General features: G+C 58.3%; 20 protein-coding genes. 12 read left to right on the top strand and 8 right to left on the bottom strand.

Annotated features, from left to right (window positions below; all coding sequences use genetic code 11):
* Positions 1–152: 152 nt before the first annotated feature.
* Complete coding sequence (locus VGP75_RS04065; RefSeq protein WP_327542440.1) at positions 153–1,460, bottom strand: HupE/UreJ family protein; 1,308 nt, start codon at positions 1,458–1,460, stop codon at positions 153–155.
* A gap of 103 nt (positions 1,461–1,563) precedes the next feature.
* Between VGP75_RS04065 and VGP75_RS04060 the strand changes: the two genes are divergently transcribed.
* The 5 genes from VGP75_RS04060 (at position 1,564) to VGP75_RS04040 (ending at position 5,610) form a co-directional block, all read left to right on the top strand.
* Positions 1,564–2,364, top strand: coding sequence for a DUF4198 domain-containing protein (locus tag VGP75_RS04060; protein ID WP_327542439.1), 801 nt, complete (start codon positions 1,564–1,566; stop codon positions 2,362–2,364).
* Positions 2,365–2,402: 38 nt separating this feature from the next.
* A complete protein-coding gene (locus VGP75_RS04055; RefSeq protein ID WP_327542438.1) occupies positions 2,403–3,296 on the top strand; it encodes a PfkB family carbohydrate kinase in 894 nt (297 codons plus the stop codon).
* Complete coding sequence (locus VGP75_RS04050; RefSeq protein ID WP_327542437.1) at positions 3,293–4,198, top strand: pseudouridine-5'-phosphate glycosidase; 906 nt, start codon at positions 3,293–3,295, stop codon at positions 4,196–4,198. Before VGP75_RS04055 ends, VGP75_RS04050 begins: the two co-directional genes overlap by 4 nt.
* An 80-nt stretch (positions 4,199–4,278) precedes the next feature.
* Positions 4,279–5,004: a DUF502 domain-containing protein gene (locus VGP75_RS04045; RefSeq protein ID WP_327542436.1), complete on the top strand. Its 726-nt coding sequence runs from the start codon at positions 4,279–4,281 to the stop codon at positions 5,002–5,004.
* Positions 5,005–5,007: 3 nt separating this feature from the next.
* On the top strand, positions 5,008–5,610 hold the full coding sequence (locus VGP75_RS04040; RefSeq protein ID WP_327542435.1) for a LysE/ArgO family amino acid transporter: 603 nt from the start codon (positions 5,008–5,010) through the stop codon (positions 5,608–5,610).
* On the opposite strand, the gene VGP75_RS04035 is transcribed toward VGP75_RS04040, so the two are convergent.
* Both VGP75_RS04035 and VGP75_RS04030 read right to left on the bottom strand, forming a co-directional pair.
* Positions 5,603–6,634 (bottom strand): patatin-like phospholipase family protein, encoded by a 1,032-nt coding sequence (locus VGP75_RS04035; RefSeq protein ID WP_327542434.1) that lies wholly within the window; start codon positions 6,632–6,634, stop codon positions 5,603–5,605. The genes VGP75_RS04040 and VGP75_RS04035 overlap by 8 nt on opposite strands.
* Entirely contained in the window at positions 6,631–7,404 is a 774-nt protein-coding gene (locus tag VGP75_RS04030) for a 3-hydroxybutyrate dehydrogenase (protein WP_327542433.1), read from the bottom strand. Before VGP75_RS04030 ends, VGP75_RS04035 begins: the two co-directional genes overlap by 4 nt.
* A gap of 271 nt (positions 7,405–7,675) precedes the next feature.
* Between VGP75_RS04030 and VGP75_RS04025 the strand changes: the two genes are divergently transcribed.
* The gene (locus VGP75_RS04025; protein ID WP_414727767.1) at positions 7,676–9,490 is read left to right on the top strand and encodes an extracellular solute-binding protein; all 1,815 of its coding nucleotides are present in this window, start codon (positions 7,676–7,678) and stop codon (positions 9,488–9,490) included.
* 85 nt (positions 9,491–9,575) lie between these two features.
* Here the strand turns inward: VGP75_RS04025 and VGP75_RS04020 are convergent, their stop codons facing one another.
* Positions 9,576–10,199, bottom strand: a complete 624-nt coding sequence (locus VGP75_RS04020) for a helix-turn-helix domain-containing protein (RefSeq protein WP_327542432.1) — start codon at positions 10,197–10,199, stop codon at positions 9,576–9,578.
* 65 nt (positions 10,200–10,264) lie between these two features.
* Between VGP75_RS04020 and VGP75_RS04015 the strand changes: the two genes are divergently transcribed.
* Genes VGP75_RS04015 through VGP75_RS04005 form a run of 3 tightly spaced genes read left to right on the top strand, consistent with a single transcriptional unit; the run spans position 10,265 to position 13,603 of the window.
* Positions 10,265–11,761, top strand: a complete 1,497-nt coding sequence (locus VGP75_RS04015; RefSeq protein WP_414727766.1) for a class I adenylate-forming enzyme family protein — start codon at positions 10,265–10,267, stop codon at positions 11,759–11,761.
* The gene (locus tag VGP75_RS04010) at positions 11,748–12,392 is read left to right on the top strand and encodes a DsbA family oxidoreductase (protein WP_327542430.1); all 645 of its coding nucleotides are present in this window, start codon (positions 11,748–11,750) and stop codon (positions 12,390–12,392) included. The genes VGP75_RS04015 and VGP75_RS04010 overlap by 14 nt, the downstream gene beginning before the upstream one ends.
* Positions 12,389–13,603: a multidrug effflux MFS transporter gene (locus tag VGP75_RS04005; RefSeq protein WP_327542429.1), complete on the top strand. Its 1,215-nt coding sequence runs from the start codon at positions 12,389–12,391 to the stop codon at positions 13,601–13,603. The genes VGP75_RS04010 and VGP75_RS04005 overlap by 4 nt, the downstream gene beginning before the upstream one ends.
* A gap of 47 nt (positions 13,604–13,650) precedes the next feature.
* Here VGP75_RS04005 and mfd read toward each other — a convergent pair whose 3' ends face one another.
* Both mfd and VGP75_RS03995 read right to left on the bottom strand, forming a co-directional pair.
* Positions 13,651–17,103 (bottom strand): transcription-repair coupling factor, encoded by a 3,453-nt coding sequence (gene mfd, locus VGP75_RS04000; RefSeq protein WP_327542428.1) that lies wholly within the window; start codon positions 17,101–17,103, stop codon positions 13,651–13,653.
* A gap of 38 nt (positions 17,104–17,141) precedes the next feature.
* A complete protein-coding gene (locus VGP75_RS03995; RefSeq protein WP_327542427.1) occupies positions 17,142–17,666 on the bottom strand; it encodes a hypothetical protein in 525 nt (174 codons plus the stop codon).
* A 124-nt stretch (positions 17,667–17,790) separates the two neighbouring features.
* On the opposite strand from VGP75_RS03995, the gene hemB reads away from it, so the two are divergent.
* Both hemB and VGP75_RS03985 read left to right on the top strand, forming a co-directional pair.
* A complete protein-coding gene (gene hemB / locus VGP75_RS03990; protein WP_327542426.1) occupies positions 17,791–18,789 on the top strand; it encodes a porphobilinogen synthase in 999 nt (332 codons plus the stop codon).
* A 158-nt stretch (positions 18,790–18,947) separates the two neighbouring features.
* Positions 18,948–19,505, top strand: a complete 558-nt coding sequence (locus tag VGP75_RS03985; protein ID WP_327542425.1) for a lipid-binding SYLF domain-containing protein — start codon at positions 18,948–18,950, stop codon at positions 19,503–19,505.
* Here the strand turns inward: VGP75_RS03985 and VGP75_RS03980 are convergent.
* Positions 19,502–21,913: a GcvT family protein gene (locus tag VGP75_RS03980; protein WP_327542424.1), complete on the bottom strand. Its 2,412-nt coding sequence runs from the start codon at positions 21,911–21,913 to the stop codon at positions 19,502–19,504. The genes VGP75_RS03985 and VGP75_RS03980 overlap by 4 nt on opposite strands.
* Positions 21,914–22,060: 147 nt before the next feature.
* Here VGP75_RS03980 and VGP75_RS03975 point away from each other — a divergent pair, with 147 nt between their 5' ends.
* Positions 22,061–22,657, top strand: coding sequence for a nucleotidyltransferase family protein (locus VGP75_RS03975; RefSeq protein ID WP_327542423.1), 597 nt, complete (start codon positions 22,061–22,063; stop codon positions 22,655–22,657).
* Here VGP75_RS03975 and VGP75_RS03970 read toward each other — a convergent pair.
* Complete coding sequence (locus VGP75_RS03970; protein ID WP_327542422.1) at positions 22,647–23,333, bottom strand: Hint domain-containing protein; 687 nt, start codon at positions 23,331–23,333, stop codon at positions 22,647–22,649. The two genes, VGP75_RS03975 and VGP75_RS03970, sit on opposite strands and share 11 nt — an antisense overlap.
* Positions 23,334–23,708: the final 375 nt, after the last annotated feature.

The raw sequence follows: 23,708 nt of genomic DNA, 5'->3' as shown, positions 1-23,708 counted from the left end.
CAACCGGTGGATCCTTTGGGATGTCTCCCCATCGGACCCGCCCCCGCCTGCGGGATTAAGTGAGCGCGCTATAGCGGGGGTGGACGCCTTGCGCAAGCCTCAGGATGCCTCCGGCGGGAGTTTTTAAGGGCAAGATGATATGCAGACCCGCACTATATGCCCGTGAGCGTGCCGTATGACCGCGCGATGAACCAGTAAAGGCCAATCGCGGCGATCACGACCGAGGCCGGAACAGCGACGAAAAGGCGGTAGGCGTCGATCCGGTCACGCAGCACAATCGAGAGACTGCAAAGCACTGCCGTCGCAACGAAGGTGACAGCAAAAAGCAACGCGGGTGTATCGAGGAGCAGAAGCGGAGACGCCAGCACCGCCGGGATTTGCGCACTGTCGAACGCGATCAGCACGACGCCGATTACGGCAAGGAAGCCGTAGAGCGCCAGCCCCCGTGTGATTTCATTAGCACCGCGATCAATGCGCAGCGCCTGCCAGACGAAAAAGAACATCGCCGCGATCACGACAAGCTGCCCTACTTCGACGCCGACATTAAAGCCGATCAAGGCCGCAACAAAGGTTTCTTCCGGCAGACCGAATTCGGCCAGCACCGATGCAAAACCAAGCCCGTGCAAAAGACCGAAGATGAAGATCACGAAAGGCCGCCAGGGGCTGATGCCCTTGGTGAATATGTTCTCAATTGCGACATAGGCGATGGACAGTGCAATCAGCGGCTCGACGATATCAATGAAGGCAATGCCGAAGGCACCTTGGGTGAAGTCGTCAACAAAGCCGGTATAGCCAAGGGCCGCCGCCGCCAGTGTGATGGTATGGGCTAGCGTAAAAAGCGACACTTGCACCAAGAGCGGACGGAACCGCGCCGCAAGAAAGAAGAGGCCTAACACAAAGAGGATATGATCAAGACCCTTGGGCACGATGTGGTCAAACCCGACAGGAACATAGTTCGCAAAAGTGACCCACCATGATGTCTGCCCGCCACCCGCAAGCGAGATCTGATCCGAAAGCGCACCACCGGCCAGATAACCATCGTAAGGCAGAGGCACATCCATCTGGCGCAAGACAAGTACACCAAACTCGGGCGCCCACCCCATCTGGACGGTTTCGGCGCCTTCGGGCAGCCGAGCACTGAATTCAAAGACGGAAAAGCGCACGAGCTCGACATTGCCGATGGGGTCGACCGCGACAGACCTGAAGGTGGGGACCAACGGCATGCCGTCTGCTGTCAGGGTGATCCCTTGCGCCATCTGCGGCCAGAACGCCTCGAATTGCGCGGCAAGCTCTGCTGGCGGAAGCGCGCGCAGCGTGTCATAGATGTCCGCACCGTCGCTTTCGTTTATATCCTCTGTTTCGGACAGGTTTACACCGGCAATGAAGCTTTCGATGTTGGCGCGGATCTCGAAACGCAACTCACCATCGACAGCGCGCATATCTGCGATCGCGGGTATCACCTCATGGGCCTGCGCAGTTGACAGTGTTGTGAGCCAAATGAGGACAGCGCTTGACAACAACCGCAGAAAGGCCACCCTCAAGCGCGAAAAAGGGGATATATCCATGCGCATTCTTGCCTTCGCTTTCATCATGTTCGCAGCACCTGCAGTCGCCCACGAGTTCTGGATTGAACCAACCAACTATCAGGTGGAGGCCGACGGTAGTCTTGAGGCAAATATTGTCAATGGGGAAGAGTTTGCCGGCGTCAAACTGGCCTATCTTCCGCAAAGCTTTGTGAATTTTGTGCTTTTTGCCGCCGACGCCTCGGCACGTGTGACGGGCCGCCCTGGGGACACCCCAGCTTTGCAGCAGGATCCTGTGGTAGAGGGGCTGAACATCGCGGCCTATCAGGCCAATAACGCGACGGTGGATTACGAGACTTGGGAAAAGTTCCAGAACTTCGTGGATCACAAGGACTTTGGCGATGTACTGGCCCAACATGAGGCGCGCGGCCTGCCACTCGAGAATTTCACAGAAGTCTATTCCCGTCATGCCAAGTCCCTGATGGGTGTCGGCAACAGCGCAGGCGCGGATCGCCGTGTGGGGCTGGAGACCGAGATCGTGGCCCTGACCAACCCTTACACCGATGATTTGAGTGACGGTTTTCAGGTGCAGGTCCATTACCGCAACGATGTGCGCGCCAACGCCCAGGTAGAGGTCTTTGAAAAGGCCGCGGATTCACAGGTTGCGATTACGCTCTACCGGACCGATGAGAACGGTATTGCGACTTTCCCCGTGCGCGCGGGTTACAGCTACATGGTTGACGCGGTGGTCCTGCGTGAACCAAGCGACCGGCTGGTGGAACAATTTGGCGCTGTCTGGGAAACGCTCTGGGCCAATCTGACGTTTGCTGTGCCCGACTAGGACTTGCCCTTGCCGCGGCTCTCGGTCAGAAGACGCGCATGACCAAGACACCTGACATTTTGTGCATCGGGTCCGTCCTGTGGGACGTGATCGGGCGCGCCGCAAGCCACATGCGCGTGGGCTCTGATGTGCCTGGCCGGATCACCCGCCTGCCCGGCGGTGTCGCCATGAATATCGCGATGACCCTGCGCCGCTTTGGCATGACGCCTGCCCTGCTGACCACCGTTGGCCGCGATGCGGAGGGCGAAGAACTCATGGGCGAAGCGATCCGCATGGGTATGATTTGCGACTATGTGTACCGCTCGGATGACCTGCCCACGGATGTCTATATGGCAATCGAGGGGGCTAATGGGCTGGTCGCGGCCATTGCCGACGCGCATTCGCTCGAAGCTGCTGGCGAAAAAATCCTGCGACCAATGGCCGATGGCCGCTTGGGGACGGTTGAAACCCCTTTCGTGGGGATTGTGGCCCTAGATGGTAACCTGACCGAGGAGTTGTTGCAGGTCATTGCAATCTCACCGCTTTTTGCAGCCTCTGATTTACGCGTCGCCCCCGCCTCCCCCGGCAAGGCCGAGCGGCTTTTGGCGCTTGTCGGTCATCCCTCTGCCACGCTTTACGTGAACCTCGAAGAGGCCGGACTGCTTTGTCAGACCACCTTCGCGACATCCGCCGAGGCTGCCGGCGCCTTGATCAAACGCGGCGCGCACCGTGTTCTGGTGACCGACGGGGACAGATCGGCATCCGAAGGGACCGCAGGCGATATCATCACGCAAACTCCGCCTGCTGTGATGGTCACACGGGTGACCGGCGCAGGTGACACCTTTATGGCCGCGCATATCGCGTCAGAGGCACAAGGCATGGACCGTGCAGCCTCCCTCACCCGTGCCTTGAACGCCGCCGCCACCTATGTTTCTGGAGAAACGCCGCTATGATCCCGATCCACTACAGTGCCGAAGTCGCCGCAGCCCGTGCATCCGGTGCGGCGATCGTGGCTTTGGAAAGCACCATCATTACCCATGGTATGCCCTTCCCGCAAAATGTGGAAACCGCACGGCTAGTTGAAGACGACGTGCGCGCCGCCGGTGCGGTACCGGCAACAATCGCCGTGCTGGACGGCAAGCTGCACGTGGGGCTGGAACCTGAGACGCTTGAGGCATTGGGTCAGGCGCAGAATGTCGCCAAACTGTCGCGTGCCGACATGGCGGCCTGCATCGCATCGGGTGGGACAGGTGCGACAACCGTTGCAGCGACCATGATTGCGGCGCATCTGGCAGGTATCCATGTCTTTGCGACAGGCGGGATTGGCGGCGTGCATCGCGGGGCGGAGCATAGCTTTGATATCTCGGCTGATCTCCACGAATTGGCTCAAACCCCTGTCACGGTTGTCGGCGCGGGCGCGAAGGCCATTCTTGACCTGCCGAAAACCTTTGAAGTGCTGGAAACGTTGGGCGTGCCGGTGATTGCCTACGGGCAGGACCGCCTGCCCGCTTTCTGGTCTGCCAGCTCTGACCTGCCTGCACCCTTACGCATGGATACCCCCGAAGATATCGCCAAGGCCCAGCAAACCCGCACCGCAATGGGCCTGCAGGGCGGACAGTTGGTGGCCAATCCGATCCCGAAGGCAGATGAAATTCCCGCAGAGGTGCTGCACCCCATCATCGCGCAGGCCCTGCAAGAGGCCGAGGCACAGGGGATCACCGCAAAAGCCGTGACACCCTTCTTGCTTGGACGTATCTTTGAATTGACCGAAGGGCGTTCGTTGACTGCAAATATTGCCCTTGTGCGGAACAATGCGCGGTTAGCTGCACAAATTGCCATCGCAATGACAAAATAGCGCCAGCACGGTCCGATGACTGCTTGCTGCAAGGCCGCGCAACACATAAGTGTGCCGTGAGAGAGTTCGAGACCATCAAAATGAACGACCCACATTCAGACGATAAGCGGCGCCACAAGCCGGGCATCATTGCCAGATTGCGCAGTAATTTTCTGGCGGGTCTGATCATTGTGGCTCCGATCGGGATGACCATCTGGTTGATCTGGACGGCTGTCGGCTGGGTCGATAGTTGGGTCTGGCCCTTTATACCGCAAGCCTATCAGCCGACCGCGCTTTTGAATGGTCTGTTGGGTCTGGAAGGCGACGACCAGATCGAGGTAAACGTCCGCGGCGTCGGCGTGGTGATCTTTCTGATCTTCACCATTCTTGTCGGTTGGATTGGCAAGGGTCTGATCGGGCGCTCTTTTCTGGGCATCGGGGAACGGTTTGTTGATCGGATGCCAGTTGTGCGTTCGATCTACAATGCGGTCAAACAGATTGCAGAAACGGTGTTTTCCCAGCGTGAAACCTCCTTCGATAGGGCGTGTCTGGTGGAATATCCGCGCAAGGGCATCTGGGCGATTGCCTTTATCTCGATCAATGCCAAAGGCGAGATTGATACCAAACTGAACGACGGCGAGCCTTTCGTCACTGTCTTTCTGCCAACCACGCCGAACCCGACATCGGGGTTTCTGCTGTTCCTGCCACGGCGCGATATCAAGGAACTGGAGATGTCGGTCGAGGATGCCGCCAAGCTCGTGATTTCTGCCGGACTTGTCTATCCCAACGACAAGACCGCAGTCCCTGTCACCAATCCCGCAGCATAACGGATGATCCCCGCAACACTGACAGGCTTTGCGACGGCATTTGCGTTGATCCTCGCGATCGGGGCGCAGAACGCCTTTGTCTTGCGGCAAGGTTTGGCACGGACGCATGTCTTCTGGCTTTGCCTGCTTTGCGCAGCCTCAGATGCGATACTGATTACCGCAGGCGTCTTGGGCTTTGGTTATCTGGTCACCCTCTACCCGATGTTTCCGCAGATTATGGCCATGGGCGGCGCGGCGTTCCTGCTGGTTTATGGCGCTTTGCGCTTCTGGGAGGCGTGGAAAGGCACATACGGGATGCAATTGGCCGGTCAAAGTGCGGCGCTTTTGCCGACTTTGGCAACAGGGGCGGCACTGACATGGTTGAACCCCCATGTTTATCTGGACACGCTTGGCCTGATCGGGGCGATTTCGACGCAGTTCATTGAACCCACATTGAAGCTGGCCTTTGGCATCGGTGCTGTGACCGCAAGTTTTGTGTTCTTCTTTTCGCTGGGCTACGGCGCGCGCCTGTTGGCCCCCGTCATGCAATCGGCACGGGCATGGCGGATACTTGATATCCTTATCGGTCTCGTGATGTGGGCGCTGGCGGTCAAACTGCTTAGTTGAACATCTCAGTCAGATTGACCGAACTGCGTTTGCCGATGTCTTTCTTGTGCTCCGCAAGGAATGCGTCCGCCGCCGCCTCGCCTGCGTCTTTCAGGCGCCCAAGGATAATTGGTGTCGGGATGGTTTTGGTGGCGACATTCAGCCCGTTCATTAGCGCGTCATCCGCGATCATATGCACCAAAACGTCCTTCATTGTCCCGCGCTTTATGGACCCATCCGCAAGCAGGCGTTTCACAAAATCAATCGCGCGCAATTCGCGCAACAAAGAACTGTTGAAACTGATCTCGTTCACGCGGTTTTCAATCGACTGGCTGTCCATCGGCAGCTCTTCCCGATACAGAGGATTGATATTCACGATGAGAATATCGTCCGGCAAATTATTGGCAAACAACGGAAAAAGTGCGGGGTTGCCTGTATAGCCACCATCCCAGAATGCCTCAACGGTGCCAGTCCGCGGATCCTTGAATTCAACCGCCTGAAACAGGCTGGGCAGACAGGCTGAGGCCATGATCACCTCGGGCATGATTTCGTCACCGGTGAACACTCGGATCTTGCCCGAACGCACATTGGTGGCGCAAATGTGCAAAGCAGGGCCATCACTGGCGCAGACCGCATCGTAGTGGAATTTCTTCACAATCTTGGCCAAGGGGTTTTGCATCGCAGGGCCATAGACATAAGGCGAAAACATCCGCGTGGTCATGTCAAAAGCAGTATAGGCAGGCGAATACTTGAGTGCCTTGGCCCAAAATTCGGCTGTGGGCGACGCCGCCCCGATCCACGGGGCAAACTGCGGATCAGTGACCGCGCCGATCTGCTCCCAAAGCCAATCAAGGTTCTCGAGCGCGCCAGCACGGCCATTTGCGACCCAGCCGGATTTGAGCGCTGCGGCATTCAACGCACCCGCAGATGTGCCGGAAATAGCCGCGATTTCAATGTCTTCGTCTTGCAACAACCGGCAGAGGACGCCCCAGGTAAAAGCGCCATGCGCCCCACCCCCCTGTAGTGCCAGATTGATCCGCATCACAGGGCTGTCCAGCCACCATCAACGCTGATGGTAGTGCCGGTGATCTGCGCTGCTGCATCCGAGCACAAGAAAACCGCTGTGCCGCCCAATTGTTCAGTTGTCGCAAATTCCTTGGAAGGCTGACGTTCCAGCATGACGTTCTTGATCACATCCTCGCGGGACATGTTGTATTCCTTCATCGTGTCGGGGATTTGCGCTTCTACCAAAGGGGTAAGCACATAGCCCGGGCAGATCGCGTTGCAGGTGATCGGATCGCGCGCCGTTTCCAGACCAATCGTCTTGGTAAACCCGACGATGCCGTGTTTTGCGGCGACATAGGCGGATTTATAGGGTGATGCCGTCAGACCATGCGCCGAGGCGATGTTGATGATCCGGCCATAGCCGCGTTCGCGCATCCCCGTTACGGCGGCGGCGGTCGTGTGGAACGCAGATGTCAGGTTGATCGCGATAATTGCATCCCATCTGGCGGTGGGAAAATCCTGCACCGGTGCGACGTGCTGGATACCAGCATTGTTGACCAGAATATCGCATCCGCCGGCCGCCACGATCAGACGGCGGCAATCCTCGCCTTTGGACATATCAGCCTGCACATATTTGGCCTCAACACCCGTCACATCCGCGATTTCAGCAGCAAGAGCGTGATCTTCTTCCGTGTCAGTGAACGAGTTCAAGACAACATTCGCCCCCGCCTTGGCCAATTCGCGCGCGATTCCAAGGCCGATGCCTGAGTTCGATCCGGTAATAACGGCGGTTTTTCCTGACAGGGACATAGTTTGGCTCCGATTCTGCTGCGTTGCGACTCACCTTATATGCTGCAACTGCGAAAGCCACGATACGGTTACGTGAGCCATAAAAAAAACGCCCGCACAAGGCGGGCGTAAAGTTATTGAGGCAGGTTTCATACAGGCAAGAAACCTATCGAGCAGTGCACTCTTTATAAGCAATCCCTTGCCCGCCTCCAAGCTAAAAGTTTGAAAAGGTTGGTAACCCTCTCTACGATCCGGTGATAAGAGCAAATAAGGCCGCAGGGAGCACACCAAAATGAGACGACTTTCGCGCAGAGCGATCCGCAGCACCGCCATCGCATTGGCGCTGGGACTGGCAGGGCAATCAGGCTTTGCCGAACCCCGCCATGGCATAGCTATGTATGGTGATCCTGCCCTACCACCGGATTTTGTGTCCCTCCCCTACGCCAACCCCGACGCGCCCAAAGGCGGGCAGATCGTTACCGCAGAGGTCGGCAGCTTTGACAGCCTCAACCCGTTTATCCGCAAAGGCTCGACTCCATGGCAGTTGCGGTTCTTCTTGGGCGAGAGTTTTATGGGCCGGTCTTTGGACGAACCCTTCTCGCTTTACGGTGTTCTGGCCGAATCGGTCGAGACCGGACCGAACCGTGAATGGGTCGAATTCACCCTGCGCGAAGGCGCGGAATTTTCGGACGGCAGCCCCGTGACCATCGAAGACGTCATGTGGTCTTATGAAACCTTGGGCACAGTGGGCCATCCCCGCTATCTGGGGTTCTGGGCCAAAGTCGAGAGCATGGACCAGACCGGCGATCGTTCCGTCCGCTTCACCTTCAATACCGAGGACCGCGAACTGGCCTTGCTGGCAGGCTTGCGCCCGATCCTGAAGAAGGCGCAGTGGGACGGCGTGGACTTTGCCGAAAGCACAACCGAGGTCGTGCCGATCACGTCGGCCCCCTATGTGATTGCCGATTATGATCCGGGGCGTTTCGTCTCGCTGCGCCGAAATCCCGATTACTGGGGTGCGGATGTGCCGTTCCGCGTGGGCACCAACAACATTGATGAGGTGCGCCTTGAATTCTTCGGCGATGAAACCGCTGCATTCGAGGCTTTCAAGGTAGGCGAGGTGAATTCCAACCGCGAATTCAACGTCGCCCGCTGGGAAAGCCAGTACAATTTTCCTGCCGTGCAGGACGGTGATGTGGTGCTGTCAATCCTGCCGCACGAACGCCCCTCGGGGATGACAGGGTTTGTCATGAACACCCGCCGCGACCAGTTTGCCGATTGGCGTGTGCGCGATGCGATGATCCATGCCTTCAATTTTGAATTCATCAACGAGGCGATGACAGGATCGGCCCAGCCGCGCATCACCTCCTATTGGTCGAACTCGCCCTTGGGCATGTCGCATGGCCCCGCCGAAGGGCGCGTTGCGGAATTTCTGGCACCATTCGCTGCCGAACTGACGCCCGGCACGCTTGAGGGCTACGCCCTGCCCGTCAGCGATGGATCCGAGCGTAACCGTGCAGGCACCGCTGCGGCCCTTGCGCAGATGGAGGCCGCGGGCTGGACGGTGCAGAACGGCGTGATGGCCAATGCCGCAGGCACGCCTTTTACCTTTGAAATCCTGCTCCCGCAGGGTGGTTCGGAAAATCAGGCGATCATCGACATGTATACGGAATCGCTCGCACGGATCGGGGTCACGCCCACTGTTGCCGTGGTGGATAGCGCACAATTTGCCGAACGCACCGATGCCTTTGACTTTGACATGACCTACTATCGGCGCGGTGTGTCGCTGTCGCCCGGCAACGAACAATATGTTTACTACGGCTCCGAGGCCGCCGACACACCCGGTGGCAGCAACCTGATGGGCGTCAAATCCCCTGCGGTGGATGCGCTGATCGGCCGTTTGCTGACCTCGGAAAGTCAGGATGACTTTGTGGCAGCCGTCAAAGCACTCGACCGGACTCTGACCGCTGGCCGCTATGTGATCCCGATCTATCAGTGGAACATCAGCCGACTTGCCCATGCCAAAGAACTGCGTTTCCCCGAAGAACTCCCCATCTTTGGCGACTGGCCCGGCTGGCAGCCCGATGTCTGGTGGTACGAAGAATAGCAACGGGATCACTGCCGGAGACCTGCGCGCTGCGCGCGACTTTCAGGCCTCCGGCGGGGATATTTCCGGGCCAATAATAACGGCGCTAGCCGAGGGATGTGACCCAGAGAATCGTTGCATCCTCGGCACTGATCGACACCACATTGTGCCCCATGGCCGCATCGTAATAGGCGCTGTCGCCGCGTTTTAACTCAATGGGCTCATAAAACTCGGTGTAAAGCCGGATGTGGCCGGTGAGCACATAGAGAAACTCTTCGCCGTCATGGCGCACCCAGCCGTCAAAATCCTCGATCTTGCGCGCGCGGATGCGGGCACGGTAGGGCAGCATCTTTTTGGTGGTCAGCGCCTCGGCCAGCATCGCGTGTTCATATGTGGTCGTCACTTTGGCGGTTTCCTCGCCGTTGCGTGTGACCGCCATACGCCCGTTGACCTGCCCTTTGGAGGGCGGCGTGAACAGCTGAGGCACCGAAATTTCCAGCCCCACGGCCAGTTTTTTCAGCGCGTCATAGGTGGGTGACATCTGGCCGTTTTCAATCTTGGAAAGGGTCGAGCGTGCAAGCCCCGCCTGCTGCGCGGCTTGTTCCAGCGTCCAGTCGCGGGCTTTGCGCAATTCACGCACACGCGCGCCGAGATCAAGCGGTTGCGCGACGCTTGCTTCGCCGCTTTCCCGCGCGACGCGGATCATATCTTTGGGCCCGTTGTCTGTCATGCGCTTTCTATTAAGCAGACCGCATGCATCTTGCAACAGCACCGAGGTGTGGGTAGCGGTGAGACATGCTGTCGCTAGTGCAATCAGATAGGTCTCCCCCCGCTCCGCAGCAGTTCAACATGGCCGCCCATGTGCTGGCCCATGCGGATCGTCTGGGCGACAAGACCGCGCTGTGCATCATGGATGCAACAGGCAGTGGTGAGCGGTTTGACTACCGGTCCCTGAAACAGGCGATCCTTGGCACCGCAACGGGCCTTTTGCAGCACGTCCGTCCTGACGAAAAGATCATTCTGCAACTCGGGAACACGCCCGAATTTCCGATTGCTTTTCTCGGCGCGATCGCTGCGGGAATTGTGCCTGTGTCACTCTCGAGCGCGCTCAGTGATTTGGAATACCAAGAGGTCGTTGAAACGATCCGCCCTGTCTTGACATTGCGGAGTATCAACAATGCGGACATGGACCGTTTGCGTGCCTTCCGGGACCTTCCCGCTGCCGAGATCGTGACGGGCGACCCGGACCGCCCCGCATATATCATCTACACCTCAGGCACGAGCGGGAGGCCAACCCCTGTGGTGCACGCACACCGCGCGATCTGGGCGCGCCAAATGATGTGGGACGGCTGGTACGGGCTGCGCGAGGATGACCGTATGCTGCACGCGGGCGCTTTCAACTGGACCTATACATTGGGCACCGGATTGCTGGATCCTTGGGCGATCGGGGCGACGGCACTGATCCCTGCACAGGATATCACACCCGCCCAATTGCCTGCGCTTATGCAGGCCCACAAGGCCACGATTTTCGCAGCAGCGCCGGGCGTCTACCGCAGGCTCTTGCGCGCGGCCATACCGGCGCTGCCATATTTGCGCCACGGCCTCTCCGCTGGCGAAAAAATGGCGCAACCCGTCAGAGACGCATGGCGCGAAGCAACGGGCAAGCCGGTCTATGAGGCGTTCGGCATGTCCGAATGCTCGACCTTCATTTCATCCTCACCTGCCAATCCGGCACCGGATCACACGTCGGGCTTTGTCCAACAAGGACGCACCGTTGCACTCATTGGCCCTGATGGGCCGGTCCCGCGTGGCACAATCGGCACAATCGCGGTCCACAAGGATGACCCCGGCCTGATGCTTGGGTATCTTGACCGCCCAGATGACACCGCCGCACGCTTTCAGGGCGACTGGTTCCTGACGGGCGATCTGGCCACGATGGACGAAAGTGGTGCCATCACCTATGCAGGCCGCGCGGATGATATGATGAACGCAGGCGGCCACCGCGTCAGCCCGATTGAGGTGGAAGAGGCGCTGACAGCGCATCCGCTGATCACCGAAGCCGCAGCCTGTGCTGTGCAATTGCGCACAGGGGTTCATGTCATTGCGGGGTTTTACGTGGCAACAGACGTGATAGAGGAAAAGGAACTCCGCGATTTTGCAGCGACGCGTCTGGCGACTTACAAGATGCCCCGCCTGTTGATCGCCCGAGACAGACTTCCCCGCGGGGCCAACAACAAACTTTTGCGCCGCGTGCTGCGCGACGAATGGGAGACCACCTATGGTCAAGCTTGATATCATATCCGATCCGATCTGCCCGTGGTGCTATATCGGCAAAACGAACTTGGATAAGGCGCTTGTCGAATTCCCGGACCATCCCTTCACAATCGAATGGCACCCGTTCCAGCTCAACCCCGACATGCCGTCAGAAGGCATGGATCGCCGCGCCTATCTGGAAGGCAAATTCGGCGGCAAGGAAGGCGCTGTCAAAGCCTATGCGCCCGTCGTTGCACATGCCGAAAAATCCGGCGCGCATATCAACTTTGAAGCCATCCAACGCACACCGAACACGATCGACGCCCACCGGCTGATCCATTGGGCGGGCATCGAACAGCGCCAGTCCTTTGTCGTGGACCTTCTGTTCAAGGCGTATTTCGTCGATGGTCGCGATATCAGCGATCATGAAGTGCTGGCCGATATTGCCGACACCGCCGAAATGGACGCCGCGATGGTCACAAAATTGCTCAGCTCTGATGCCGATACCGCCGACATCCGCGCCCGTGACAAGAACAGCCGCGAAATGGGCGTAAACTCGGTACCGACATTCATTGTCGCCCACCAACATGCGGTTCCCGGTGCACAGCCACCCGAAATGTGGGTGGGTGTCATCAAGGACATCATGGAAAAGATCGCTGCCGACGAATGAGCCAGCCAGCCAAAGCCCGCGCGCTGCCGCAAGGCGAGTTTATCGCGCTGATGGCGATGGTATCGGCGACAGTCGCGTTCTCGATTGATGCGATGCTGCCTGCGCTGCCGGAAATGGCGGCGTCGTTATCGCCGGATGACTTCAACCGCGTGCAGCTGATCATCACCAGTTTTATTCTGGGGTTGGGCGTGGGCACTTTCTTTACCGGACCGCTGTCCGATGCCTTTGGGCGCAAACCAGTCATGGTCGGCGGCACGATCATCTATATGCTCGGCAGTGCCGCCGCATGGCAGGCCCAGACGCTTGAAGTGATGCTGGCCGCCCGTGTGCTGCAAGGGCTAGGTGCCGCTGGTCCACGGGTAGTGGCCATGGCGCTGATCCGCGATCTTTACGCAGGCCCGCAAATGGCCCGTATCCTGTCATTCGTGATGATCATCTTCACGCTGGTCCCTGCCATCGCACCCACAATGGGTCATTTCATTGTTGCAGCCTTCGACTGGCATGCGATCTTTGTGGCCTGCATCCTGTTTTCCTTCATCACGACAACCTGGTTGCTGATCCGCCAACCGGAAACCCTCAGCCATGAACACCGCCGCCCGCTCAGCGGCCGCGCACTCTGGCGCGCCCTGATCGAGATGTTTACGCACCCGACTGCGCGCCTCTCGATCCTGATCCAGACGCTCACATTCGCGATGCTTTACAGCATCTTGTCCTCGACCCAGCCGATCTTTGATCTAACCTACGGGCAAGGCGATAATTTTCACCTGTGGTTCGGCGGCATCGCTGTGGTGGCCGCCTCATCGGGCTTCTTGAACGCGCGCCTTGTTATCAGGCTGGGAATGCGGGCGATCATCAAGGCGATGTACACAGCGCAAATTTTGATGACGGTTCTGCTGATTGCTGTGCTTGTGGCAGGGACACCCGATCACATCGCCTTTCCTGTCTATGTTTTGTGGGTGCTGTCGAACTTCTTTCAGGCGGGCCTGAGTATCGGAAACCTCAACGCGCTCGGCATGGAAGAAATGGGACATATGGCGGGGCTTGCCGCGTCGGTGCTGACATCAGTTGCCACGGTGGGCGGGGTCGTGATTGCCGTGCCAATCGCCCTGATGTTTGACGGCACACCCCTGCCCGCCGCGATCGGATCACTGGTGCTGGCCTCAATTGCGCTGTGGCTGACCACGCAAATCAAACGCCCCGGCGAAACCTAGGGTCTATTACTGGCCCGTAAATATCCCCGCCGGAGGCATAGAATCTCTTAGGCGCTGGCCTTGGTTTTCTTCTCATCCGCCAGCTTTTGCGCCAGATCGCGGGCAATATTGAACGCGCCCTGGATCTTGTCGCGTTCCTTGTCCCAATCGCGGCGCACAACGATCTTGTTGTCCTTGATCTTTGCCGTGCCGTTTTGTGCGTGAACGAAATCAACCAGACCTTTGGGCGAGGCAAACTTGTCATTGTGGAACTGGATCGTGGCCCCCTTGGGCCCTGCATCCAGCTTGGCAATGCCTGCGCGTTTGCACATCGCCTTGATCCGCACGACCAGCATCAGCGTGTTCACCTCACGCGGCAGCTTGCCGAAACGGTCGATCAGTTCCGCAGCAAACCCTTCCAGCTCGACCTTGGTGGCAAGCTCTGACAGGCGCCGGTAAAGCCCCAGACGCACGTCCAGATCGGGGACATAATCTTCGGGGATCAGCACAGGCACACCCAGATTGATCTGCGGTGCCCATTGGCCATCGTCGATCATGCCTTCCGCCTCGCCCGACCGGATTGCGGCGATCTGGTCTTCGAGCATTTGCTGATAAAGCTCGTAACCAACTTCGCGCATCTGGCCCGACTGTTCTTCACCCAAAAGGTTGCCCGCACCGCGAATATCCAGATCCTGTGATGCTAGCGTAAAGCCCGCCCCCAAGCTATCAATGGACCCCAACACGCGCAGGCGTTTCTGTGCGGTATCGGTCAGTTTCTGGCGCGGTTTGGTTGTGAGGTACGCATAGGCGCGGGTCTTGGACCGCCCGACACGACCCCGGATCTGGTAAAGCTGGCTGAGACCGAACATATCCGCGCGCCAGACGATCATTGTGTTGGCAGTCGGAATATCCAGACCACTTTCCACAATGGTTGTGGCCAGCAGCACGTCATATTTGCCGTCATAAAACGCATTCATCCGGTCATCGAGTTCACCAGCCGCCATCTGCCCCGTGGCGGATACATAGGTGACTTCAGGCACCTCGCGTTTGAGGAACTCTTCCATCTCGTCCATATCGGTGATGCGTGGCACTACGATAAAAGACTGCCCGCCGCGATAGTGTTCGCGCAGCAGCGCCTCGCGCACGGTGATGGTGTCGAATTCGCTGACATAGGTCCGGATCGCCAGCCGGTCGATCGGCGGTGTGCCGATAATCGACAGATCACGCACGCCAGAGAGCGACAGTTGCAGGGTCCGCGGAATGGGTGTCGCAGTCAGCGTCAGCACATGCACATCAGTGCGCAATTGTTTCAGGCGCTCTTTGTGCTGCACCCCGAATTTCTGTTCTTCATCAATGACAAGCAAGGCAAGGTTCTTGAACTTCACGCCCTTGGCCAGAAGCGCATGGGTCCCGACCACGATATCGACAGTCCCGTCCGCCAGACCTTCGCGGGTCAGATTTGCGTCCTTTGCCGACACAAAGCGCGACAAAGGCCGCACGTTCACAGGGAACCCGCGGAAACGTTCGGCGAAACTCTGGTAGTGCTGGCGCGCCAGCAGCGTCGTGGGCGCAATGATCGCCACCTGAACGCCTGACAGTGCGGCAACAAAGGCGGCACGGATCGCGACCTCGGTCTTGCCAAAGCCCACATCGCCACAGATCAGGCGGTCCATCGGTTTGCCCGACCCGAGGTCATCGAGCACATCGGCAATCGCGGCCAGTTGATCGTCGGTTTCCACATAGGGAAAGCGCGCAAGGAATTGATCCCATAAGCCGTCGGGCGGGTCCAACGCGGGTGCGGTGCGCAATTCACGCTCTGCCGCCACACGGATCAAACGTTCGGCAATCTGGCGGATGCGTTCCTTCAGCTTGGCCTTCTTGGCCTGCCATGCCCCACCGCCAAGTTTGTCCAAGAGCCCTGTCTCGTGGCCGTATTTCGAGAGCAGTTCAATATTCTCAACCGGCAGGTAAAGCTTTGAGTCCTCGGCATATTCCAACAAAAGACATTCGTGGGCCGCACCCAAAGCTGTGACCACTTCCATGCCCATATAACGCCCAACGCCGTGATCGACATGCACCACAAGATCACCGGGGGATAGGCTATTTGCCTCAGACAGAAAATTCTCGGCGCGGCGTTTGCGCTTGGTCTGCCGGATCAGCCGGTCGCCCAGCACATCCTGCTCGGAGATCACGGTCAGGTCCGGTGTTTCAAACCCGTGATCCAGCGGCCAGACCGCCAGATGCACACCACGTTTCCCGACACGGCTGAAATCGGAGACCGTGATCGTTTCACCGATCCCTTCGTCCTCGATCAGCCCTTCCAGTCGCTCGCGCGCGCCCTCGGAATATGACGCGATCACGACAGGACCGTCGTTCAATTTCGCCTTAATATGGACCGCCAAGGCACTGAAAAGGCTGATCTGTTCCTGCTGACGCTCTGGCAAAAAGTTCCGCCCGATCCGCCCGCCTGCATCAATCACGCCAAGCCCCGTGGCCTGCTTCAGCGGTGAAAACTGCATCACGCGGCGGTTGGTCACTGCCTTGTCCCACGCGACCTCATCAAGGTAGAGCAGTTGCGGTGGTGCGGGTTTATAGACGCTATCCATGCGCCCCTTTTGGCTCAGCGCGTGCATCCGTGTGCCGTATTGGTCGGCGATACTGTCCCAGCGGGCCAGACGCATCGGGGTCATCTGGTCATCCAGTGTAACGGTTGCCTTGGGCAGGTAATCGAACAGCGTTTCCAGATCGTCCTGAAAGAAGCCCAGCCAATGTTCCACGCCTGCGTGTTTGCGCCCTGCCGAAACCGCCTCGTAAAGCGGGTCGTCCGTACCGGCGGCCCCGAATTCAAGCCGGTAGTTCTGGCGAAAACGGGTGATCGCGGCCTCCTCGAGGATGACTTCGGATACGGGCGCGAGTTCAACTTCGTTCAGCTTTTCCGTGGTGCGCTGTGTCGCCGGATCAAAACGGCGTGCGCCGTCAAGCACATCGCCAAAGAGATCAAGGCGCACAGGCCCCGATTGACCGGGTGGATAAATGTCGATGATCCCGCCGCGAATGGCGTAATCCCCCGGCTCCATGACCGTGGGGCTTTGGGTGAACCCCATGCGCACAAGGAAATGGCGCAGCGCCTCTTCGTCCATACGGTTGCCGACAGTGGCCTTGAACGCCGCCTCGCGCAGCAGGCTGCGCGCCGGTACCCGCTGCATGGCCGCCGAAAGGGTTGTCAGGATGATGAACTGCTGCGGCATCCCATGCACAAGGGCCGCCAGCGTTGCCATGCGTGCCGCAGAAATATCGGTGTTGGGCGAGACCCGGTCGTATGGCAGACAATCCCATGCAGGAAAGACGAAAACAGGCATATCGGGCGCGAAGAACGCCAAAGCGGCCTGCATGGCGGCAAGCCGCTTGTCATCGCGCGCGACGTGCAGAACGGGAGCACCCTTGCCAAGTTCGGCAAGGATCAACTGGGCGTCATACCCTTCGGGTGCGCCACTGACTGTAATATGATTGGGATCAGACATTCCGCTGACCTACCCCGCGCGCCTGCAGTGTCAACTGCTTAGAAGGAATACTGCGCGGAAATTACCGCATACATGCCGTACATCGCCGTAAAGAAAAGCGCGATCATACTGACCACCTGTGTCCAGAGCCGCACGCGAAACAGCCTTTGCACCAAGTCACGCCCATGCAGCGGTACCGCGTTCAACTGATGTGCCAGACGCATGTTCATCACCATGATCAACGTCAGCGGTGCGGCCAGTGCCAAAAGCCCCTGCGCGAGTTCTACACGGTAGAAGATGCTCAGGACCACAAGAACACTCAGGCTGAAGGCGACCATGATCGTAATGGCGACACCAAGATATGCGTTGATCTCGACGATCCGCCGGACGTTCACGTCTACAAGCGCTTCCAGATCGGCCAGATGCGGGGCGTCCAGTTTGCGCGCACGAAAAAGCACATCGAAGGGCACGCCAAGTAACCAATTGCTGGCCACGGCAAAAGTGACCATCACGGCCATCCAGTACCAAAGGCTGTCAAATGTTTGAAAATCAAGTAACCGGAGCAGCGCAATCGTCGATTCCAAGCGTCTTATCCATCTGTCTTTGCGTATCTGGCGGAACCTAGCGCCCGAGACAGCACTTGCCCAGCCTTGTGATGGCGCAAAATCCGTGGCACCAAGAAATTCACGTCATTTGAGGCCACAGACTATGAAACCGATCGTTGCACCTTTTCCTGCCACACGTCTGCGCCGGATGCGCCAGAGCCCTGCATTGCGCGCCTTGTCCCGCCAGAACACGCTGACGGTGGATGATCTGATCTGGCCCGTATTCGTAATGGATGGCAAGGATGAAGAAACGCCGGTTGCGTCAATGCCTGGTGTAGTGCGGCGCACGGTGGACCGCGTCGCACTGGCCGCAAAAGAGGCGCAAGCCCTTGGCATTCCAGCGATTTGTATTTTCCCCTATACAGGCATGGCGGCGCGGACCGAGGACTGTGCCATGGCATGGGACCCCGATAACCTGACCAATCAGGCAATCCGCGCGATCAAGGATGCGGCCCCCGATATCGCGGTTATGACCGATATCGCGCTTGATCCCTACAACATCAACGGCCACGACGGTTTCGTCGAGAACGGCGAGATCGTGAATGACCGCACTGTTGAGGCTCTGGTCAAAATGGCGCTGGCGCAGGCCGCGTCAGGTGCGGATATTCTTGGGCCGTCAGATATGATGGACGGACGGATCGCTGCGATCCGTACGGCTTTAGAATCCGAAGGGCACCACAATGTGACGATCCTGAGCTATACCGCCAAATATGCCTCGGCCTTTTATGGCCCTTTCCGTGATGCGGTGGGCGCGTCTTCTGCGCTCACGGGTGACAAGAAAACCTATCAGATGGACCCCGGCAACAGTGACGAGGCCTTGCGCCTTGTGGCCCGTGATCTGGCCGAAGGGGCCGATATGGTCATGGTCAAGCCGGGCATGCCTTACTTGGATATCTGCCGCCGTGTGAAGGACAGTTTCGGCGTGCCGACCTATGCCTATCAGGTCAGCGGCGAATACGCGATGTTGCAGGCCGCGGCCCAGAACGGATGGCTTGACGGTGAAAAGGTCATGATGGAAAGCCTGCTTGCCTTCAAACGTGCCGGATGTGACGGGATCTTGACTTATTTTGCACCTGCGGCGGCAAAAGTCCTGAACGGTTAACTATATTCGTCCCCGCGCCCGCTCTTTCCCGCACCGGTTCAATGGCGAACTTTGGCACGCGTGGCACCTTGAAGGGTGACACCGCCGTGGTCCTGCCCTATAAACATGGCTATAAGGGCCGAAAAACGGCTCCATCACAGGCAATAGGCGGATATATCATGAGCAATTTGACAAGGCGCAGCTTTGCGTTGGGGACATTGGCAGCGTCAACTCTGGCAGCATGCAGCAACGGCATCGGCAGTCCCGGTGGTGCCACGATTGATGCACGCGTGGACAGCACGCTGAACGGGATGTTCCAGCAGTATCCCGGCACGCGCGAACTTGCATCGCGGGCTTCGGGGCTTTTGGTGATGCCATTGGTGACCGAAGTGGGCCTCGGTCTGGGTGGTTCATTCGGACGTGGCGCTTTGCGCGTAGGCGGGTCGACGGTTGATTATTATTCGGCCACATCCGGCAGTGCGGGTTTCCAGATTGGCGCACAACAGTTCAGCCACGTGCTGTTTTTCATGACATCAGAGGCGCTGATGGAATTCCGCCAAGGCCCCGGTTGGGCCGCAGGTGCGGACATGGAATATGCGTTCCGCGACCAGAGCGAGATGATCCGCGCAGAGACGACCACGTCACTGGCCCCTGTTATTGCCGTGGTCTTTGCGCAAACAGGTCTGCGCGTCGGTGCGACACTGGAAGGCACTAAATATACGCGCATCATTCCTTAAGCGCGCAACCGCTTTCCGGCGGGGTCAAACGGTGGCTCCGCCAGAACCACACCGCGGTGCGGCCTGCCAAGGATCATGACGTCAACAACGGTGCCTGCCGGCACGTTTTTGAGATACCCCAAGGCGAGTGATTTCTCCACGCTATAGCCGTAGGTTCCCGATGTGACACGCCCGACGGGTGTCCCGTCTGGCAAAAAGATCGGCTCACCACCGGACGCGTCGGCATCAGTCACGTCAGTCACCTCGATGACCTGCAAAAGTTCGCGCGGCGCATTGTCTTTGATCTTCAAATAACTGCTTTTATTGCGAAAATCTTTTTCAAGCTTGATCAACCGTTCCAGCCCTACCTCTTGCGGCCAGTATTCCGGCGAATATTCACGGCCCCAACTGCCATAGCCTTTCTCGATCCGGAGCGACATCAGTGCCCGCGATCCCACCGGCCCTGCGCCCAGATCACGCCCTGCCGCGAGCAGCGCCTCATAGAGCTGCAACTGATCCGCTTGCGCACAATGCAGTTCCCAGCCCAGATCGCCGGTAAAGGACACCCGCAACGCGACGACATCGACGCCAGCGACCGTGATCTGTTGCGAACGCAAAAAAGGGAATGCGTCGTTGCTGAGGTCCGCGTCGGTCAGTTTGGCCAGCAAAGCGCGTGATTGTGGCCCCGCCACATTGAAACCGCACATATTATCGGTGCGGCTTTCGAATGTTGTCCCGGCAGGCAGCGGCACCGCGTTCCAGAACCGCTGGTGATAGCGCTCTGCCGCCCCGCCACCGATGATCATGAATGCATCATCGGCGAGCCGCGTGACCGTGAAATCCCCTGCAATACCGCCTTTCACGCCAATAAGCGGCGTCAGGCACGACCGTCCGACCGCTTTGGGCATATGATTGGCAAAAACGGCGTTCAACCAATCCGCCGCGCCGGGGCCTTTGACAAAGTATTTGGCGAAGTTCGATATATCAATGATCCCGGCGGTTTGGCGCAGCATCCGCGCCTCACGGCCCACAGGTGCGAACCAGTTTTGACGGGTGAAACCATTGGTTTCGGCGACATCAGGCCTATCCGCGAACCACAGCGGATGTTCCCACCCATAGTTGAGCCCAAAGACCCCGCCCATGGCCTTTTGCATGTCATAGGCAGGGCGTGTTCGCACAGGCCGTCCTGCACTGCGTTCCTCATTGGGAAAGTGGATCGCGAAACGTTTGGCGTATTGGTCGCCCACGCGGGCCTTGGTGAATTTCGCATCCGCCCAAGGCCCGAAACGCGCCACATCCCACGCGAACATGTCATAGTCGCTTTCGCCGTTGATCATCCACTGCGCGGCCATCAGGCCCATGCCACCCGATTGGCTAAATCCCGGGATAATGCCGTTGCAGCAGAAGTAGTTGCGCAAATCAGGATGCGGACCGTAAAGGACATTGCTGTCAGGTGACCAGATCATCGGCCCGTTAATGACGCGCTTGATACCCGCCTCGCCCACAGCCGGTACGCGGGCGATGGCGCGCATCATATTGTCTTCGATCCGTTCCAGATCATCGGCAAATAACTCATGGCCAAAGCCCTGCGGTGTGCCATCTTCAGCCCAGAAGCGCACGTCTTTTTCATAGGCCCCGACCAAAAGGCCCTGCCCTTCCTGACGCAGATAATATTCTCCGTCACGGTCCGCGACCGAAGGCAAGCGCCGGTCCAGCGCGGCAATCTGGGGGATCGTTTCGGTGACAAAATACTGATGCTCGGTCGGCAAAAGCGGCAAGGTGATGCCTGCCAGTTGGGCGACTTCGCGCCCCCAAAGCCCCGCTGCGTTGATGACCCATTCGGTGTGGATGTTGCCTTTAGGCGTCTCAACGATCCATGTGCCATCCGGTTGCGGCACAGTCGCCGTCACCGGCGTAAAGCGATGAATTTCGGCACCCCGCTGGCGCGCGCCGATGGCATAAGCGTTGGTCACACCCGAAGGGTCGACATTGCCGCCATCAGGTTCGAACATGATGCAGCGAATGCCATCAAAATCGACCAGCGGGTGCAGGCGTTCGGCCTCGGCGCGGTCAACTTCGTGAAAATTCATCCCGTAAAATCTGGCCTTCGCAGCCTGCAATCGCAATTGGTGTTCGCGCGCTTCGGTTTGCGCCAGATAGAGCGATCCGGGCTGGAACACGCCGCAGGACTGGCCTGTTTCCTCTTCCAGCGCATTATAAAGGTTCATCGTATAATGCTGGATCCGGCTGATATTGGTGCTGTCATGCAACCCGTGGATATTCGCCGCCGCATGCCATGTGGAACCGGATGTCAGCTCGTCGCGTTCCAAGAGCACCACATCAGTCCAGCCCAGCTTGGCGAGATGGTAAAGAATGGAACAACCGATCACACCGCCTCCGATGACAACGGCTTGGGCATGGGTGCGCATCGGCGAAACCTTTCGTTTGATGACATGACCACCGTCTGCAATGGTAGGGACAAGCGATAGCCGCGCACCGACACCTTTTGTCGTTTTCCGAACCGTCAGCGGTTTTTCAGCGCGATCTTTATGATGCCGCAATGAGGAGTGCCCGAGATGGCCATGATCCCGATCCTGATCCTTGCGGCTGGCCAGTCCCGCCGGATGCGCGGGCGTGACAAGCTGTTGGAAGATGTCGGCGGCGTGCCCTTGCTGCGTCGCCAGATCGAGATGGCAAAGGGCACGGGTCAGCAGGTTTTTGTGGCCGTACCCCCCGATGCCATGGCCCGACGGGCGATCATTGACGAAAGCAAAGCAACACCCTTGATCAGTGCTGATGCTGACGAAGGACTCTCGGCCAGTCTGCGCAGTGGCGTGGCGCAATTGCCTGATGCACCAGCCTTTCTGGTCATGCTGGGCGATCTGGTGGCACTTGAGACCGCAGATCTTGTTGCGGTTCTGGATGCGCGCGATTCAGCCCCTGATGCCTTGATCTGGCGGGGCACGACCGCTGACGGAAAACCGGGGCATCCTATTCTATTCGATGCGTCCCTCAGGCCCGCTTTTGCTGATCTTGCAGGTGACAAAGGCGCGGATACACTCGTTCAACGCTACGCCAGCAATACGCATCTGGTCGCACTGCCGGATGCACGCGCGCGGTTCGATCTTGATACGCCAGAAGACTGGGACGCCTGGCGATTGACTAGGACGTGAACAAAAGCGCCGCTTCACGCTTGCCCAATGTCCGCCGTGCTGCGCGATAGGCGGCAAGCCCCTCTTCGGTTGCCAGCTCGGGGAACAGCGTAAAGAGTTCTTCGCGCTGATCCTCGTCAAAGCCCTTGAGTGTATGGTCACCGGGCTGGAAGCTCTCGCTCCATGCCCCGTCTGCCAGCACAATCTCGTGGTTGTCGCACATCATGTGGATATAGGTGACATAGGGCTGATCCGAGACCGAGACCCCATCTATAGCCAGCATATACTTGGCGGGTACCAGAATCTCTGACTGGCCAAAATAGAGCTCGGCCTTGTGCGACGTGATCAGCATCCGATGCGTCGGCGACACCATCATATCCCGTTCCGGCATCCCGTCACCAAGCGCGCCGGCAGCGATGAGGATCGGGCGAAGTTGCGGTGCTTTCTTCAGCTCCATAAAATCGAGCCGCTTTTGACCGACCCAGTTGATGGTTTGAATCCCATTATCACGGGTCAGAATACGGTCGCCTGCCTTCAGCCTCTCAACTGCGACCTCACCCCTTGGGGTCGCGATCATCGTCCCCGGGGTAAAGCAAGGCACCACGCGCTCAATTTCGGGAAAGTTGTTGACGAAATCGGGGCCTGCCCCTGCATCCGTGTTGTCGCCGTCAATGTCGGTTGACAGCGCGTTTTGCATATCTCTCGTCATTTCAAACCAGCCTCAATATCCGCAGGCATCTGACCACTCTTCTCAACATTTCTGCGAAACCCCACGTCGGGCCCGCGCAAATTCAACTCTTAAACCAAGCCCACCAACAGGCCGTTACGGACCCTTCGACACGAGGCCGACAATCCGATTTTTCTCCCGTGCCGTTTGTCTATTTTACGCGCGCCACAGTCTCACTTTGATGGGTATCCCGACAGCTAAAATACAATCTGAGCAGAAAGACATAGATACGCCGTTAAAGGAAAGACCCCTGCCGCTAAAACATGACAAATTTGGCTAAATTATGCTCATGTTGTGTCTTTCCTGTAGAAAGTCACAACCACTGGTAGAAGTATGCGCACTGGT

It is taken from the genome of Yoonia sp., assembly GCF_036007805.1.
Taxonomy (GTDB): Bacteria; Pseudomonadota; Alphaproteobacteria; order Rhodobacterales; family Rhodobacteraceae; genus Yoonia.
This window is presented reverse-complemented; position numbering and strand designations above follow the sequence as displayed.